This is a genomic window from Teredinibacter purpureus, assembly GCF_014217335.1.
GTDB lineage: Bacteria > Pseudomonadota > Gammaproteobacteria > Pseudomonadales > Cellvibrionaceae > Teredinibacter > Teredinibacter purpureus.
In genome coordinates this window covers 3,960,043-3,975,984 of the sequence record NZ_CP060092.1, presented here as the reverse complement: position 1 = coordinate 3,975,984, position 15,942 = coordinate 3,960,043, and the positions used below count along the sequence as shown (strand labels likewise).

The window sequence follows — 15,942 nt, the reverse complement described above, 5'->3', positions numbered from 1 at the left end:
ATGCGTGGAGTAAGCGAATTTGACCCCCGAAATTGCTCTTCAATTATTTGGTGAGGCCTTTTTTTTGACGGTTACCATGGTCTCCGTTATTGTTGGCCCTAGTTTAATGATTGGCCTTATTGTCAGTACTTTTCAAGCCGCTACCCAGATAAACGAACAAACACTGAGTTTTTTACCTCGCCTATTGGTTACCCTAGCAACCATCATGATGACAGGGCCTTGGCTTGTTCAAAAGCTAATGGATCTATTTACGACGCTAATGTTGCTTATTCCTGAAGTGATCGGATAATGGACTTAACCGAATCGCAATTGGCGGCACTTATTCAACAATATTTTTTACCGTTTGTGCGTATTGGCGTCATGCTAATGGTAATGCCCGTGATTGGTTCTCGTATTGTGAATCCTCGTATACGGTTGGTGTTGTCGGCAGCTATTGTAGTCATTGTGGTACCTTTTTTGCCCGCATTGCCCACCGTAAATTTACTAAGCCTATCGGCCTTTGGGTTTATTCTGCAAGAGATTCTCGTAGGTTTCTCAATGGGTTTCACCTTCCAAATAATTTTTCAAATGTTTGTATTGTGTGGTCAGTATATGGCCATGAAAATGGGCCTTGGCTTTGCGTCCATGAACGACCCTACAAACGGTGTTCAAACGACGGTTATTTCTCAATTTTTTCTTATGATCGTTACCTTAATGTTCGTCGCGGTAGATGGTCACTTAGTGTTAATTTCGTTGTTGGTCGAAAGTTTCCAAACCTTGCCGCCTGGCAAGTTTAATTTTCAGCCTTCGGTATTTTGGCAGCTCGCAGGGCTGGGCAGTTGGATGTTTTCGTCGGCGTTGGTACTCGCACTCCCTGTTCTCACCTCATTGTTGTTTGTCAATATGGCGTTTGGCGTAATGAGCCGTGCGGCACCGCAACTGAATATTTTTGCGGTGGGTTTCCCATTTACATTGATGTGCGGGTTAATACTCATTTGGTTGGGATTATCTAACTTCATTGATATTTTTAACAACACCATGATCTTTGGCTTTAGTGTAGCCAAAGGGATAACAGTTCAATAGCAGGCGGGCGGACTCACTCACGTGGCAGAAGAAGATAGCTCACAAGAAAAAACGGAAGAAGCGACGCCGAGACGGCTTGAAAAAGCGAAAGAAGAAGGGCAGGTGCCCCGTTCTAAAGAGCTGACAACCACTGCGGTATTATTGGCAGGCAGTTCTGGTTTGGTGCTTTTCGGCGATGTGCTGGGGCAAAAAATGATGGCGGTGTTACGCATGAATTTTCAACTAGAACGGCCGGAACTATTTGATACTGCGGCCATGTTCTCGAAACTGGGTGCGTCTTTTTGGGAAGTCTTTCTTGGCCTAATTCCTTTTTTTATTATTGTACTCATTGCTGCAATAGCGGGCCCCATAGCACTTGGCGGTTGGTTGTTCAGCACAAAATCATTGGCGCCCAAGCTAAACAGGATGGACCCAATAAAAGGCTTGGGGCGTATGTTTTCAGTGAAATCGTTAGTTGAACTTGTAAAAGCTATAGGGAAGGTGCTGGTGGTAGTGGGCATTGCCTTTGTGTTGTTGAGCATTATGCAAGATTCGTTATTGGGATTAGCGGGTGAGGCCGTAGAGCGGGGCATACTTCATTCGATTAACTTAAGTTTATGGGCGGCGGTTTTTCTTTCAGCCGCAACGGTTTTAATTGCGCTCGTCGATATTCCGTTTCAAATATGGGACCACTCTAAAAAGCTAAAAATGTCGCGACAAGATATTAAAGACGAAATGAAAGATACAGAGGGGAAGCCAGAAGTTAAGGGCAGAATTCGACAAATGCAACAACAAATAGCACAGTCCAGAATGATGGGCTCGGTGCCAGAAGCCGATGTTGTTATTACCAACCCTACTCATTATTCGGTTGCGTTGAAGTATGACCCTGCGACAATGGAAACCCCTATTTTACTCGCAAAAGGGGTTGATTTTGCAGCGTTGAAAATTCGAGAAGTGGCGAAAGAACATAAAATAGAATTTGTTGAATCACCGTTATTGGCGCGCGCTATCTATAACACAACCGCCTTGGATGACACTATACCCGCCGGTTTATTTGTAGCGGTTGCGCAAGTGTTGGCGTACGTCTTTCAGTTGAGAGACTACCGAAAAATGGGTGGCGAACGACCCTATCCGCCACGAAAGGTCGATATTCCACCCGATATGAAACACTATTAAGATGACGTGGGAAGAGAAAAAACTGCGTTATATTCCCGCTTGATAACGTTTTAAAATATCCAGTTTCGATTGAAACCGATTATGCTCTTCCTCTGACGTTGAATATTCTCGCGCTAGTGTCGCGGCCTTTAGGCTTTCATTATATTGGCCAAGTTGATGGTAAGCGAATGACATGTTTATATAAAATTCAGGCTCATTCTGTTTTAGCGCAATGGCTTTTTTAAGCAGGCTAATTGCGTGCCCATAGTTGCCCAAATTTAAATCGGTGGTGGCAAGTTTTTCGAGGTAATACGGGTTCTTTTTGCTATAGCGTGTTACTTTCTTGGCCAGTTTCTGTGCTTTTTCGTACTGGCCGGTTTGGTTGTAAAGGATATAGATGTTATTGATGATCGACATGTTGCGTTTGTCGTATTTCAGGCCTTTTTTATAGGCATTTTCGGCAAGTTCAAGATACCCATTCAATTTGTAGACAACCCCAATATTGGACCAAACAGAACCGACTTTACTGTAGGTGTCGATTGATTTTTGCATGTACGCTATGGCCGTGGGATAGTCTTTTTCTTCCATATAATTCATGCCGATATTGTTGTAGTACTCGGCTAGCACTTGTTTGTCTGGAATCACTTTGGAATCTAGCAGCTGTGTGTGTTGTGCCGAATAGGCGTCGGCAAATTCCACGGTAATGGTGTTTCCTGGTAGCTTTACCACCACATTTACGTGCCCCGGCACGATATAAAAATTGTCTCGGTCTAGCCAGTCTCGCGGTACATCCACGGTTTGAAATTGTGCCTTCAGCCCTACGTAGCGGGCAGCGGCGGTATACAGTGCTGCATGCGCTAAGCAGTTACCTTCACGAGTCTCATAGGTTTGCTGCGCGGTGTGGGTGGCGTTATACACATAATCAATATTTAAAAACATGGGCTTAAACAGCAAACGATGCAGTTCGATAGCCTTTTCTCGACCGCTCGAGAGATTCGCAATGGTCCTATCTAATAGGCCTTTGAGCTCGTCACTGATGGCCAGAATATCCACATCTGCTACGTGAGGTAATTGCGATAAATTAAGCGGTACGATTGAAGTATTTGAACGATGAAATTCGAGTGGTGTATCGGCAATGGTTGCAACGGCAGGTGCCGGCAGTGCTTGTTCAGCGAAGGTACTGCAAGGAATAGAGTTGATAACAGCCAGTACACACGTTAGAAAAACGGGTGAAGTCAATGGCTTGAACGTAAAACAGTTGCTCATGGCAGGCTCCGAATCTTAGAAACTATGCACTACCCCCCTGTCGTTAATAGTAACACCGATAACGTGAAGACGTTGAATAGATCGTTGCTATAGATAATAGAGGTACATGTTTTTCTTTTATAGCGAGGTGTTATAGGAACGTTTTTTGCCATTACAGGATATAACCGGTTTTTTGACAGAATATTGTCGTTTTAAGGGTAGAGCCTGCATGTCAGAGCGTTTTTTTGATCATTTAAAATCACTCCCCGGTACGGTTTCGGGTGAATCTCTGGCCGGTGGCGCACGCGCGATCTTAAGCGGTAACCTGAGCGTTCCAATTCTGTTGCTCTGCTTGCTTGGCATGATGATGTTGCCTTTGCCGGCCTTTTTATTGGATGTTTTTTTCTCCTTCAATATTGCGTTATCGATAGTGGTGCTGTTAGTTGCCGTCTATAGCCTAAGACCCCTCGATTTTGCGGTATTTCCCACTATTTTGTTGATTGCGACCTTGCTTCGGTTGGCGCTAAATGTAGCCTCTACACGCGTGGTGTTGTTGGAAGGTCACAACGGTGGTGATGCGGCCGGTAAAGTTATTCAAGCCTTTGGCGAGGTGGTTATTGGCGGTAACTATGCGGTTGGTTTGGTGGTGTTTATTATTCTCATCATTATTAACTTTGTTGTTGTTACCAAAGGCGCGGGGCGTATTTCGGAAGTGAGCGCGCGTTTTACACTGGATGCAATGCCGGGCAAACAAATGGCCATTGATGCAGACCTTAATGCAGGCCTCATTGATCAAGACGATGCTCGAACTCGGCGAGAAGATGTTGCCGCAGAAGCCGATTTTTACGGTGCTATGGACGGTGCAAGTAAATTTGTACGGGGCGATTCGGTTGCGGGAATTTTAATTCTAATCCTCAATATTATTGGGGGGCTTATCGTGGGCATGGTGCAACATTCACTTGAATTTCAGGATGCGCTCGAGAAATATGTATTACTCACCATTGGTGATGGGCTCGTTGCACAAATACCGTCGCTACTCTTGTCCACTGCTGCCGCCATAATGGTGACGCGAGTAAACAGTGACGAGGATATGAACCGGCAGGTGCTATCGCAAATGTTTGCCTCGCCGAAAGCAATGGCAGTAGCGGCCGGCATTCTTTTTATTATGGGTTCTATTCCGGGAATGCCACACGTTGCCTTCCTTAGTTTGGCGTTTATTTGTGCGTTAATCGCCTACTTCATTTATTTCAAACAACAACAAATCGAAGTCGTTGACGTAGGTGGTTTTAAACCAGGGGCACCTGGTGCGGTACCGGGCATTAGAGATATTCCTCCCTCTGGTTCTACGCCTGCCGGTTTACCGTCGCCTGTGCCGAATACGAACGAGCCTGCAGAAGTCAGTTGGGATGACGTAACGCCCGTGGACATTATTGGACTGGAAGTGGGTTACCGTTTAATTCCTATCGTCGATAAAAATCAAAATGGCGAATTACTAGGGCGCATTAAAGGTGTACGTAAAAAGCTGTCTCAGGATTTAGGTTTTTTGATACCCGCGGTTCATATTCGCGATAATTTAGATTTACTGCCCAGCGCTTATCGCATAACCCTAATGGGCGTGAGCGTTGGGGAAGGTGAGGTTTTTCCCGACCGTTCCCTTGCCATTAACCCCGGGCAAGTGTTTGGGAAGCTAGAGGGAACGGCCACAAAAGATCCGGCCTTTGGTTTAGACGCCGTATGGATAGACGAAACGCAACGCGATAAAGCACAAACGTTGGGGTACACCGTAGTGGATGCAAGCACTGTGGCAGCCACGCACTTAAATCAAATTATTCAACAGCATACATACGAACTGATCGGCCACGAAGATGTACAAAAGTTGTTAGACCTACTGGCCGAAAAATCACCCAAGCTGGTAGAAGAATTAGTGCCGAATACCCTTTCGATTAACCAATTGCTAAAAGTTCTCCAAGCCTTATTACGTGAACAGGTCGCGGTGAGGGATATGCGCACTATCGCCGAAGCCTTGGCGGCGCATGGTAGTAAAAATCATGATACGGGTTCACTTACCGCCATAGCGCGTGCAGCGTTGGCGAGACAAATTGTACAAGGCATTATTGGACAGCAAACCGATTTACCCGTTCTAACGCTTGATCCCGCACTGGAACAATTGTTGCTACAGACGGTACAACAAGCACAAAAAACTGGCGCCGATGAGGGCGCTTTATTAGAACCTCAATTGGCGGAACGCATGAATAATGGGCTGGTACAAGCGGCGCGAAAACAAGAGAGCGAAGGCAAAGTGATTGTGTTACTAGTCGCTGCCCCCGTTCGCGCAATGATGGCGCAGTTTGTTCGTTTTAATATTCCGGATATGCGGGTGCTGGCGTATAACGAAGTGCCCGACAACAAACAAATTACCATCGATGCCAGTATTGGCGGCGATGTAATGAGTGGTTAGTGATGTACACCAACCCTATTGAACGCGATATTCTGCAGGAGATTAACCATGCAACCCAACGGTAATTCACTCGTCAAACGATTTGTTGCGCCTTCTATGCGTCGCGCACTGGATCTCGTTCGAGAGGAACTAGGCCCTGAAGCCGTTATTTTGTCGAGTCAAAAAACGTCAGAGGGTGTGGAAGTGATCACCTCACTTGAGCCCGATTTACCCACGCGCGGTATTGATGTGCGTCGAGAATTTGGCAGAAGTTTTGATACCGAATTGGATACGGCCATGGGAAGCGATGCCGCTTGGCAGGCGCAAGCCGAAATGGATAAAGCGGCCGCTCAGTATGCAGGGCGAGTTGAACATAATGATCGTACGTCACCGGAAGCAGGCAAGCCCGCGACCAGAGGTGAGCGCCTTGCGCTAGACATAGAGCGAGCGCGAGAACGCATGATAGACGCGAAACGTCGTGCCCGTGAAAATGAATTGCCAATCTCTGAATTACCCAGTACAGCGAGTATCGCTGCACGCCAGCAAGACGCTCGGGATTCCTCTAAAAAGTCGCCAGCTTCGCAGGTTTCCGCGATGGAGCAGTATACTCAATCGCCAGTACCGGCAAAGGCTGCTATGCGGGGGGGATATGAACAGCCTGCAGGTGTGAACGACAATAGTGGTCAGGATACGCGCCTAGAAACCCTTCAAAGTGAGCTGGCCGATATGCGCATGATTCTCGAACAGCAGTTGTGGCGTATGTCTCAGCATCAGGCGCACGAGAATATGCCCAGCCAAGTGCAACTTCCGGCGGGTTTTTCCGTGGTAACGGAGCATTTAACGCGATTAGGCTTACCGGAAAAACACACGCATCAACTGCTAAGCGAAACTAAACACCATAAAAAAGTTAATAAAGCGTGGCGAGAATGTATGGCGCGATTGGCGAAAGATATTCCAACGGCGACGGACGATTTTGTTTCTAAGGGCGGGGCCTATGCGTTTGTAGGGCAAACGGGCGTCGGTAAAACCACCACTATTGCCAAATTAGCGGCACGCTACGTACTCGAGAATGGGCCGGGTAAGGTCGCACTCGTCACAACCGATACTTATAGAGTGGGGGCGCACGACCAGTTACGTTCATTAGGCCGTATTTTAAATGTGCCTGTGCGAGCGGTCGACAGAGACAACAGCCTCATTACTGTACTGTCAAGTTTACGTCAGTTTTCGTTAGTGCTTATCGATACGGCGGGTTTTCGTCACGGCGATCCGTTGCTGAAAGATCAGCTTCGGCAAATGGACCATTGCTCTGGCATCAAGCGCGTTTTAGTTATGGCGTGTAACAGCCAGCTCCAAACAATGAAAGCCTCTACTCATGCCTATAGCGCCTCAAAAGGTATTGATGCTTGTGTGCTCACGAAACTGGACGAAGCGGCCAGCTTGGGTGAAGCCATTAGTGTGGTTATCGATCGGCAATTACCCGTGGCCTACACTACCAATGGGCAAGAGATACCGAAAGATATTCGCTGTGCGAGTGGTCACCAGTTAGTGGCTGACGCCGTAGCGCTATTGAAAGCGCCAATAGAAACAGACCCGGCATTGCAAGGTGGCTAACGTTGACAATGCGGTGTTAGCGGCATGAGCCAGCAGCAAGACAATCGTCATCTATACTTGTTGAATGCATCCCCGATAGAAAGAGATTTGAAGCGTATGAGTGTAAACCGACCCGTAAAAGTCATTGCCGTGACTGGTGGTAAAGGTGGCGTTGGGAAAACGAATTTATCGGTAAATCTTAGTATCGCCCTCGCTGAACTAAGCCGTAGAGTTATCCTATTGGATGCTGATTTAGGGCTTGCGAATGTCGATGTGCTCTTAGGGCTCCATGCAAAACATACGCTCGCCGATGTGCTCGATGGCAGTATGTCGCTTCGTGATGTGATGCTAAATGGCCCCGGTGGGGTAAAGGTTGTACCGGCATCGTCAGGTGTGCAGCAAATGACACACCTAACACCACAAGAGCATGCTGCACTCATCTATGCATTTAATGAACTCAGCGATCAGCTCGATATTTTAATGATTGATACCGCCGCTGGAATCTCCGAAACCGTTGTTAGTTTTGTGAGAGCCGCTCAGGAAGTCATTATCGTCGTGTGCGACGAACCGTCTTCTATTACCGATGCCTATGCGTTAATAAAATTGCTCAATTCTGAACACGGTGTTTTTCGGTTTCGCGTTATTGCAAACATGACGAGAACCAACCAAGAAGGTATTAATTTATTTAATAAATTAAATGGGGTTTGCGATCGTTTTTTAGATGCGTCACTACAATATCTGGGGCACGTGCCGTTCGATGAAAATGTGCGTAAAGCCGTGCAAAAACGCCAGCCCTTAATCGAATTTGCGCCACGAAGTAAAGCTTCTGCTGCGGTACGCGTTATCGCTCAAAAAATTGATCAATGGCCGGTACAGGCGTCGCCACGTGGGCATTTAGAATTTTTCTTAGAACGTTTAGTGACCGCTAATGCAGGTGCGTGTTAATACGTATAACGTAATAACGTTTACTATCAGGGGTTGCATACGCAACATTCACAACACTCTTTCGAGTAACGAGACGATAACCATTTGATGTTAATCCACCGTGTTTTTACGCAGGTTTTATGTCGGTTTCCGCAGCAGACAATTTAATGACTTACGAACAAACGCAGGATGCGAGCATTCAAATAAAGGTTGAAGATTACCTGAATCTGGTGCATCGCATTGCGCATCACATTATGGCCCGAATGCCATCTAGCGTTCAGATCGATGATCTAATGCAAGCGGGTATGGTTGGCTTGCTTGAAGCATCACAAAAATATGACGCCACTAAAGGCGCGAGCTTTGAAACGTATGCCGGTATTCGTATTCGAGGCGCAATTGTCGACGAGATGCGTCGTGGAGATTGGGCACCCAGATCCGTTCATAGGAATGCACGTAGAGTAGCAGAAGCCATTAAAGTGCTCGAAGCTCAGTTGGGGCGTGACGCCAAAGACAGTGAAATAGCGGCGCAGTTAGACATGTCATTAGACGAATACCACGATATTTTACGTGACAGCACCTCAGCACGTTTATTCAGTTTAGAAGAAACTTTTGACGAAGACGAGCCACGTACAGCACAGCCAGCACTGGGAAGTCCCTTCGTAGGCCCCGCCGAAGGCGCACAAAAAGAAGCATTGCGCCGCTCATTAGCCGAGGCGATTAGAGGATTGCCCGAGCGAGAACAGCTGGTTCTGTCGCTCTATTACGAACAAGAACTGAACTTAAAAGAGATTGGGCAGGTGTTATCGGTATCGGAATCACGTGTTAGTCAAATCCATAGCCAAGCAGCTTTGCGATTAAGGGCGCGACTAACGGACTGGCAACAATCGTAGCCCAACCGCGAAGTCAATCAGTGGTACCGGTTACGTTTTACGCCCCCATAAATTTCTTTAAACCTCATTACCGATGCTATTGGTTCGGTAATGAGGTGTTTATTGCCCGATTAAGTTCTTCTTTATGCGCGGCTGGCGTAAAAACTGGCCGACTGGTAATCAGCAGCTAGACTTATTTCAAGGTTCCACAGAACCCTGCGATAAAAGGCATAGAAATCATCAGATTAGCGTAAACCCGAGAAGGGAGACGGAGGTTGCATTGGATAAAAATATGAAAATCCTCATTGTGGACGACTTTTCGACGATGAGGCGAATCATTAAAAATCTTCTTCGAGATTTAGGCTTCACTAACACTCAAGAAGCCGACGATGGTACTACGGCCTTACCCATGTTACGTAGCGGCGATTTTGATTTTCTAGTGACGGACTGGAATATGCCGGGCATGACAGGTATCGATCTTCTTAAAGAGGTTAGGGCCGATGCAAAACTTGTGAGCCTACCTGTATTAATGGTGACAGCGGAGGCGAAACGCGATCAAATTATTGAAGCTGCTCAAGCTGGCGTAAATGGCTATGTGGTTAAACCCTTCACCGCACAAGTACTAAAAGAAAAGATAGATAAAATCTTTGAGCGTGTAGACGGCTAAACGGCCAGGTGGTTATTCAATGGAAAAAACGATTCAGAGCCATGATGAGGAGTTCCTGTCGCAACTGCAAGATTGCGCAACTCAGCTGGTTGAAAAGTTACAGGGCGATGACTACGACGAAGCGTCTAAGCTTATACACGGTTTAGTAGAAGCAAGAGACAAACACATATTTAATAGCGTTGGGCAATTAACCCGAGCGCTGCACGAAGCCATTGTAAATTTTCATGTCGATGCAGATCTAGATTCCGAACCTCCCGAGGTCAACGCATCGGAAATACGAGATGCGTCTAGTCGATTGAACTACGTTATCGATATGACCCAAAAAGCCGCCGATCAAACAATGGATAAGGTTGAAGCGATAGCCCCAATTGCCATGAGCTTAGGGCAAGAGGCAACTCGACTACGAGACGAATGGAAAAGACTAAAAAGGCGCGAAATAACCAAAGAGGAGTTTAAGGGCCTGTATAACCAAATGGGCGAATTCCTCGAACAAATGGATGACGGCACGCAACAACTTAATAAATCTTTGCAAGATATTATTCTTGAACAGGGCTTCCAGGATTTGACTGGGCAAGTATTGCGCAAAGTGATTAGTTTGGTAACCAATGTTGAAGATGAGTTGGTTAACTTGATGAGAATTGCCGGGCAAGTAGAAAATGTTACCGGCATGGCAAGTGATGGGTTGGATAAAGATAAATTAAAAACTATTGATAATATCGTTGCAGAAGGCCCGCAAATACACGCGGAAGAGCGGGATGATGTGGTGTCCGGCCAAGACGATGTAGACGATTTGTTATCAAGTTTAGGTTTCTAATCACGTGGGATTTTTCGGATAAAATGAAAATTCGCAACTCGAAAAAAACAGTGAGCGAGGCATTCATACTTGCCGGTTCTGAAGGAGCAATAAATGGCGTTTGGCGATGACGAAGATATCCTGCAGGACTTCCTTGTCGAAGCTGGAGAGATCATTGAGCTACTCTCAGAACAGTTAGTCGACCTAGAGCAGCGTCCTGATGACAAAGATTTACTGAACGCAATTTTTCGTGGTTTTCACACGGTAAAAGGTGGCGCAGGATTTTTGCAACTCAACGCAATGGTTGACTGCTGTCATGTAACCGAAAATCTCTTCGACATATTGCGTAACGGTCAGCGCACGGTAACAGCGGAATTAATGGATGTTGTACTACAAGCATTAGACGCCGTGAATGCGCAGTTTGCGCAGGTATCTGCACGAGAAGAATTGGCGCCTGCCGACCCTGCACTTATTAAGGCGCTCGAAAAACTCGTGTCAGGTGACGATTTAGTAGCAGAGCCTGCACCTGAGCCTGAGCCCGTGCAGAATGTGGAGCCTCCCGCTCCAGTAACCGCGAACGGCGACATAGAAATATCCGACGATGAATTTGAAGGCTTTCTGGATGCTATAAGTGATGCACCGCAGGCTGAGGTAAGTGCTAGCGGCAGTGATGAAATTTCAGAAGACGAATTTGAGTCTTTGTTAGATCAACTTCATGGTAGCGGCAAAAGCCCCGGTAAGGACGCACCTCCGGCTTCTTCTGCAGAACAACCGGCCTCGTCTACAGATAGCGACGAAATAACGCCGGATGAATTCGAAAATTTACTCGATCAACTTCATGGATCCGGCGCGGCGCCAGGAAAAACCGCCGAGGACGATAAAAAATCTGACTTAATTACAGACGATGAGTTTGAAAATCTACTCGATCAACTGCATGGCAAAGGCAAGGCGCCCGATCTATCGTCCTCCCAAACCTCGTCGCCAACGCCTACTCCTACTTCTAGCAGTAGTGCTCCCGCGCCCCCACCGGCGGCTAAAAAAGTAGAGCCACCGACTCCAGTGGCGGCTCCGAAACCCCAAGCGAGTTCCAGCGCAGAACCTCCAGCGCCTCCGAAACCTACTGCAGCACCTAAGCCTCGTGAGGGAACGTTTCAAGCGGCGCCTGCGGCAGAAACAACAGTGCGAGTTGATACCCAGCGGTTAGACGACATCATGAATATGGTGGGAGAGCTGGTGTTGGTGCGTAATCGTCTTGTTCGATTGGGCGTAGAATCTGCAGATGAAGTCATGCAAAAAGCGGTAGCCAATCTCGATGTTGTGACCGCCGACCTCCAAACGTCGGTCATGAAAACCCGCATGCAGCCCATAAAAAAGGTGTTTGGCCGCTTCCCGCGTGTGGTAAGAGACCTTGCTCGCAATCTTAAAAAAGAAATCAATTTGGAACTGGAGGGCGAAGAAACGGATCTCGATAAAAATTTAGTTGAGGCTTTGGCCGACCCACTGGTTCACTTGGTGCGAAATTCAGTTGACCATGGTATTGAACTACCCGGCATTCGAGAGGAAAAAGGTAAACCTCGAGTGGGTAAAGTAATTTTGGCTGCCGAGCAAGAAGGTGATCATATCCTACTGTCGATTACCGATGACGGCGGCGGAATGGACCCGGATAAACTGCGAGAAAAAGCGGTGGAAAAAGGGTTGTTAGATCATGATGCCGCTGCACGTCTTACGGATAACGAAGCCTTTAACCTAATTTTTGCCCCGGGGTTTTCAACCAAGCAGGAAATCTCCGATGTGTCCGGTCGTGGCGTAGGTATGGACGTGGTGAAAACAAAAATCACCCAGCTAAATGGCTCCATTGAAATTGATTCAAAAATTGATCGAGGTACGTGCATTCGCATTAAGGTTCCTCTTACTTTAGCGATTATGCCAACGCTTATGATTATGCTTGGCCAACAAACCTTTGCGTTGCCGTTAGTAAGCGTTAACGAAATATTCCACATGGATCTAACCCAGAGCAATATTGTTGATGGCCAGGAATGCATCACTATTCGAGAAAAGGCCATTCCAATATTTCATTTAAAGCGATGGTTAGTAAAGAAAAATATATCGTTCGATGTTCCAGAAGAGGGCCATGTTGTGATTGTGTCGGTCGGTACACAGCGAGTGGGATTTGTGGTCGATCAGCTTATTGGGCAGGAGGAGGTGGTGATAAAACCTCTGGGTAAAATGCTACACGGCACACCCGGAATGGCTGGCGCCACTATTACAGGGGACGGTACGATCGCGCTAATACTGGATGTGCCCAGCATGCTTAAACGCTATGCAGGCAATACGTAGAGAGCGTCTACAGGTTACTGAAATGAGGAGTACTCGTGCCCTACAAGGTGTTAATTGTTGATGACTCGAGTTTCTTTCAGCATCGTTTGAAAGAAATTATAAGTGAATGCCCCGATTTGCAAGTGGTGGGCATCGCATCAAATGGGCAGGAAGCTATAGAAAAGGCGGCCAGTCTAAACCCCGATATTATTTCAATGGATTATGAAATGCCGTTTTTAAACGGTGTTTCGGCCGTGCGCGCCATTATGGCGGAAAGGCCGGTTCCTATCGTAATGTTTTCGTCTATGACGTACGAGGGCGCAAAAATTACGTTAGAGGCTTTAGAAGCGGGTGCTGTCGACTTTATTCCCAAAAACTTTGCCGAAGTTTCTACCAATTCTGCTGTTCTAAAAAAACGCTTACACGAAAAACTTGTTACCTTTGCCAGTCAAGCTAATTTGGCGCCCGTACGTTCAACCGATGAATTGGCCGCACAAGCCGCTGTCCGCTCTCAAAGAGCAAAGGAAAAAACGGCGGCCTTACGTGAGCGAATCGCGAAAAAAACAGAGCTGTCTCGCACAACTAAAGGCGCGTCTTCAGGCGGCTTAAAGGGCAAGGTTAAATTGGTCGCAATTGGCGCTTCTACCGGCGGACCGGTTGCTTTATCCGACATTATCACAGGATTACCGAGTAATTTTCCAACGCCGGTATTGGTTATACAGCATATGCCCGAAAACTTTACCAAGGCATTTTCCGAGCGGTTAGATAAACAATCAAGCGTTTCGGTAAAAGAAGCTGAAAATGGCGATCGGCTGGGACCAGGAAAAGTTTTTATTGCGCCGGGTGGAAAACAAATGATGCTAGACCGAACCGGTAGCACTATAAAAATTATAGAAGGAGATGATCGTGTTAATTATAAGCCTTGCGTGGATATCACTTTCGCGTCTTTGGCCAACACCTTTAGCGGAAAAATTTTAGCCGTAATCCTTACGGGTATGGGTTCTGATGGTTGCGAAGGTGCGCGCTTGCTCAAAAACAAAGGCGCAGCAATTTGGTCTCAGGATCAAGAGTCCTGCGTGGTTTATGGAATGCCTGCAGCTGTGGCGAAAGCGAATTTGTCGGATGAGATTGTGCCTTTGGTCGATTTTCTGCCCCGTTTAACTAGCGAAATATGACGGTCTGAACAATGGATATGCTCAGTGTAGTTGGCGTTATTATTGGCTTTTCCGCACTAATAGGCGGCAATTTTTTGGAGGGCGGTAACTGGGGCTCTCTGGTAAATGGCCCTGCGGCCATTATTGTTATTGGTGGTACCTTTGGTGCGGCAATATTGCAGACGCCGTCATCTGGCTTGCGCCGAGCCATAAGCTTATTTAAATGGATATTTAGGCCGCCAAGGCAAAAGTTTCAGGTGGGTATTAAGCGAGTAGTGGGGTGGGCGCGATCGGCTCGAAAAGAAGGTTTGTTGGGTTTAGAAAATATTGCTGAGCGTGAAAAGGATGCGTTTTCGAAAAAAGGTTTACGCATGTTAGTTGACGGCAGTGAACCCGATGTTATTCGACATGTTTTAGAAACAGATTTGATTGTGGCAGAAGAGCGTGATCACGATGCCGTACAGTTTTATGAGAGCATGGGGGGCTACGCGCCCACCATCGGTATTATCGGTGCAGTGATGGGCTTGATTCATGTAATGCAACATTTGGCAGACCCTGCTGAGTTAGGCCCAGGAATAGCGGTAGCGTTTGTGGCGACGATTTACGGCGTCGCGTTCGCGAATCTATTGCTATTACCGATAGCGAACAAATTGAAATCTTGTATTAAAGAGCAGTCTCAGTTTCGAGAGTTATTAATCGAAGGCATTATCGCCATCGCCGATGGTGAAAACCCTAAGGCAATCGAAATGAAGTTAAGCGGTTATCTTCATTAAGGTCGATTTTTGCGGCACATTATTATGAGACGTAGAAGCACAATAGCGACTAAAACGAATCACGAACGTTGGTTAGTATCCTATTCCGATTTTATTACGTTGTTGTTTGCCTTTTTTGTGGTGATGTATTCCGTCTCACATGTGAGCGAAAGTAAATACAAAGTGTTATCCGAAACGCTGCAATCGGCGTTTTCACAGCCGGTTCAATCCCTTGCCGCAGCGCCGGTAGAAATCGTTGAGAACGGCGATTCCTTGGCTGCACTGTCATCACTCGAAAAAAGTCTATCGGCCTTATTAGAAGGGGCTATCGCTAAAGGTTCCGTGAGTGTATGGGGTAACGAAGACTGGGTAGAAATTGAAGTGAGTAGTGCCTTGCTGTTTAATTCTGGCGATGCTGCGCCAAGCCAAGAGGCTCGACAAATATTTGCCGATGTTGCCGAAGTGTTGTCGCCCTTTGCCAACGCTGTTGCGGTATCGGGGCATACCGATGACATTCCTATACGCAATACTCGATTCGACAGTAACTGGGAACTGTCGTCTGCACGCGCGGTAGCGGTAGTCAATTTATTGGCAGTTGAAGGTGTCGACCCTACTCGTTTATCGGCAATCGGTTATGGGGAGTATCAACCTATTGGCGATAATGCTACACCCGAGGGGCGCAACCAAAATCGACGTGTTGTATTACGCGTGGCACGCAGTAAGGCGCAAGCGCCGAGAGAAGGTGCCGATACCATTATGTCGAATGCTGGTGAGCGAGTCAGCAATACACAGGATATCCTGCCGTCGCCAGAACTTGTGAACGCGCTAGAAGGCAATCCCGAGAGTGATATAGCGCCTAATGACATCCAGCAAGAGGATTTACCCATCAATACGGTAGAGCCTATTCAGCTGCCCAGTGGTGGCCTGTTATTTACGAGTGACGCAAAAGGCAGAGGCGAGGCACGTTAATTGCGTTGGTGAATAATATTGAATGTACGC

The 15,942-nt window shown here is 47.0% G+C and carries 14 protein-coding genes; 13 read left to right on the top strand and 1 reads right to left on the bottom strand.

The window, feature by feature from the left end:
* The first annotated feature begins 19 nt into the window (after nt 1–19).
* From H5647_RS17750 to flhB, 3 genes are read left to right on the top strand one after another with little or no spacing between them, the layout of a single operon-like run.
* Entirely contained in the window at nt 20–289 is a 270-nt protein-coding gene (locus H5647_RS17750) for a flagellar biosynthetic protein FliQ (protein WP_045860409.1), read from the top strand.
* Entirely contained in the window at nt 289–1,062 is a 774-nt protein-coding gene (fliR, locus tag H5647_RS17745; RefSeq protein ID WP_045860408.1) for a flagellar biosynthetic protein FliR, read from the top strand. Before H5647_RS17750 ends, fliR begins: the two co-directional genes overlap by 1 nt.
* A gap of 21 nt (nt 1,063–1,083) precedes the next feature.
* Complete coding sequence (gene flhB, locus H5647_RS17740; RefSeq protein ID WP_045860407.1) at nt 1,084–2,217, top strand: flagellar biosynthesis protein FlhB; 1,134 nt, start codon at nt 1,084–1,086, stop codon at nt 2,215–2,217.
* 27 nt (nt 2,218–2,244) lie between these two features.
* Here the strand turns inward: flhB and H5647_RS17735 are convergent, their stop codons facing one another.
* A complete protein-coding gene (locus H5647_RS17735; RefSeq protein WP_052692166.1) occupies nt 2,245–3,462 on the bottom strand; it encodes a tetratricopeptide repeat protein in 1,218 nt (405 codons plus the stop codon).
* Between the two features lie 208 nt (nt 3,463–3,670).
* On the opposite strand from H5647_RS17735, the gene flhA reads away from it, so the two are divergent.
* The 10 genes from flhA to H5647_RS17685 all read left to right on the top strand — a co-directional run bounded on the left by flhA (nt 3,671) and on the right by H5647_RS17685 (nt 15,912).
* Nucleotides 3,671–5,899: a flagellar biosynthesis protein FlhA gene (flhA, locus tag H5647_RS17730; RefSeq protein ID WP_045860406.1), complete on the top strand. Its 2,229-nt coding sequence runs from the start codon at nt 3,671–3,673 to the stop codon at nt 5,897–5,899.
* Nucleotides 5,900–5,947: 48 nt separating this feature from the next.
* A complete protein-coding gene (flhF, locus tag H5647_RS17725) occupies nt 5,948–7,489 on the top strand; it encodes a flagellar biosynthesis protein FlhF (protein WP_045860405.1) in 1,542 nt (513 codons plus the stop codon).
* Between the two features lie 96 nt (nt 7,490–7,585).
* Nucleotides 7,586–8,413, top strand: a complete 828-nt coding sequence (locus H5647_RS17720; protein WP_045861509.1) for a MinD/ParA family protein — start codon at nt 7,586–7,588, stop codon at nt 8,411–8,413.
* 146 nt (nt 8,414–8,559) lie between these two features.
* Nucleotides 8,560–9,282 carry an RNA polymerase sigma factor FliA gene (locus H5647_RS17715; protein WP_082087201.1) on the top strand — a complete coding sequence of 241 codons (723 nt, stop codon included), beginning with the start codon at nt 8,560–8,562 and terminating at the stop codon, nt 9,280–9,282.
* Between the two features lie 259 nt (nt 9,283–9,541).
* A complete protein-coding gene (cheY, locus tag H5647_RS17710; RefSeq protein WP_045861508.1) occupies nt 9,542–9,928 on the top strand; it encodes a chemotaxis response regulator CheY in 387 nt (128 codons plus the stop codon).
* Between the two features lie 19 nt (nt 9,929–9,947).
* Nucleotides 9,948–10,742 (top strand): protein phosphatase CheZ, encoded by a 795-nt coding sequence (locus H5647_RS17705; RefSeq protein ID WP_045860403.1) that lies wholly within the window; start codon nt 9,948–9,950, stop codon nt 10,740–10,742.
* Nucleotides 10,743–10,835: 93 nt separating this feature from the next.
* Nucleotides 10,836–13,058 carry a chemotaxis protein CheA gene (locus H5647_RS17700; RefSeq protein ID WP_045860402.1) on the top strand — a complete coding sequence of 741 codons (2,223 nt, stop codon included), beginning with the start codon at nt 10,836–10,838 and terminating at the stop codon, nt 13,056–13,058.
* A gap of 35 nt (nt 13,059–13,093) precedes the next feature.
* Nucleotides 13,094–14,212, top strand: a complete 1,119-nt coding sequence (locus tag H5647_RS17695) for a protein-glutamate methylesterase/protein-glutamine glutaminase (protein ID WP_045860401.1) — start codon at nt 13,094–13,096, stop codon at nt 14,210–14,212.
* Nucleotides 14,213–14,223: 11 nt separating this feature from the next.
* Nucleotides 14,224–14,964 carry a flagellar motor protein gene (locus tag H5647_RS17690; protein ID WP_045860400.1) on the top strand — a complete coding sequence of 247 codons (741 nt, stop codon included), beginning with the start codon at nt 14,224–14,226 and terminating at the stop codon, nt 14,962–14,964.
* A gap of 24 nt (nt 14,965–14,988) precedes the next feature.
* A complete protein-coding gene (locus tag H5647_RS17685) occupies nt 14,989–15,912 on the top strand; it encodes a flagellar motor protein MotB (RefSeq protein ID WP_045860399.1) in 924 nt (307 codons plus the stop codon).
* The last annotated feature ends 30 nt before the right edge of the window (nt 15,913–15,942 follow it).

What these genes read in the sequence shown, in the direction of transcription:
- fliR (WP_045860408.1), top strand. Translation starts at nt 289, where the DNA reads ATGGACTTAACCGAATCGCAATTGGCGGCACTTATTCAACAATATTTT.
- H5647_RS17735 (WP_052692166.1), bottom strand. Translation starts at nt 3,462, where the DNA reads ATGAGCAACTGTTTTACGTTCAAGCCATTGACTTCACCCGTTTTTCTA.
- flhA (WP_045860406.1), top strand. Translation starts at nt 3,671, where the DNA reads ATGTCAGAGCGTTTTTTTGATCATTTAAAATCACTCCCCGGTACGGTT.
- flhF (WP_045860405.1), top strand. Translation starts at nt 5,948, where the DNA reads ATGCAACCCAACGGTAATTCACTCGTCAAACGATTTGTTGCGCCTTCT.
- H5647_RS17720 (WP_045861509.1), top strand. Translation starts at nt 7,586, where the DNA reads ATGAGTGTAAACCGACCCGTAAAAGTCATTGCCGTGACTGGTGGTAAA.
- H5647_RS17715 (WP_082087201.1), top strand. Translation starts at nt 8,560, where the DNA reads ATGACTTACGAACAAACGCAGGATGCGAGCATTCAAATAAAGGTTGAA.
- H5647_RS17705 (WP_045860403.1), top strand. Translation starts at nt 9,948, where the DNA reads ATGGAAAAAACGATTCAGAGCCATGATGAGGAGTTCCTGTCGCAACTG.
- H5647_RS17700 (WP_045860402.1), top strand. Translation starts at nt 10,836, where the DNA reads ATGGCGTTTGGCGATGACGAAGATATCCTGCAGGACTTCCTTGTCGAA.
- H5647_RS17690 (WP_045860400.1), top strand. Translation starts at nt 14,224, where the DNA reads ATGGATATGCTCAGTGTAGTTGGCGTTATTATTGGCTTTTCCGCACTA.
- H5647_RS17685 (WP_045860399.1), top strand. Translation starts at nt 14,989, where the DNA reads ATGAGACGTAGAAGCACAATAGCGACTAAAACGAATCACGAACGTTGG.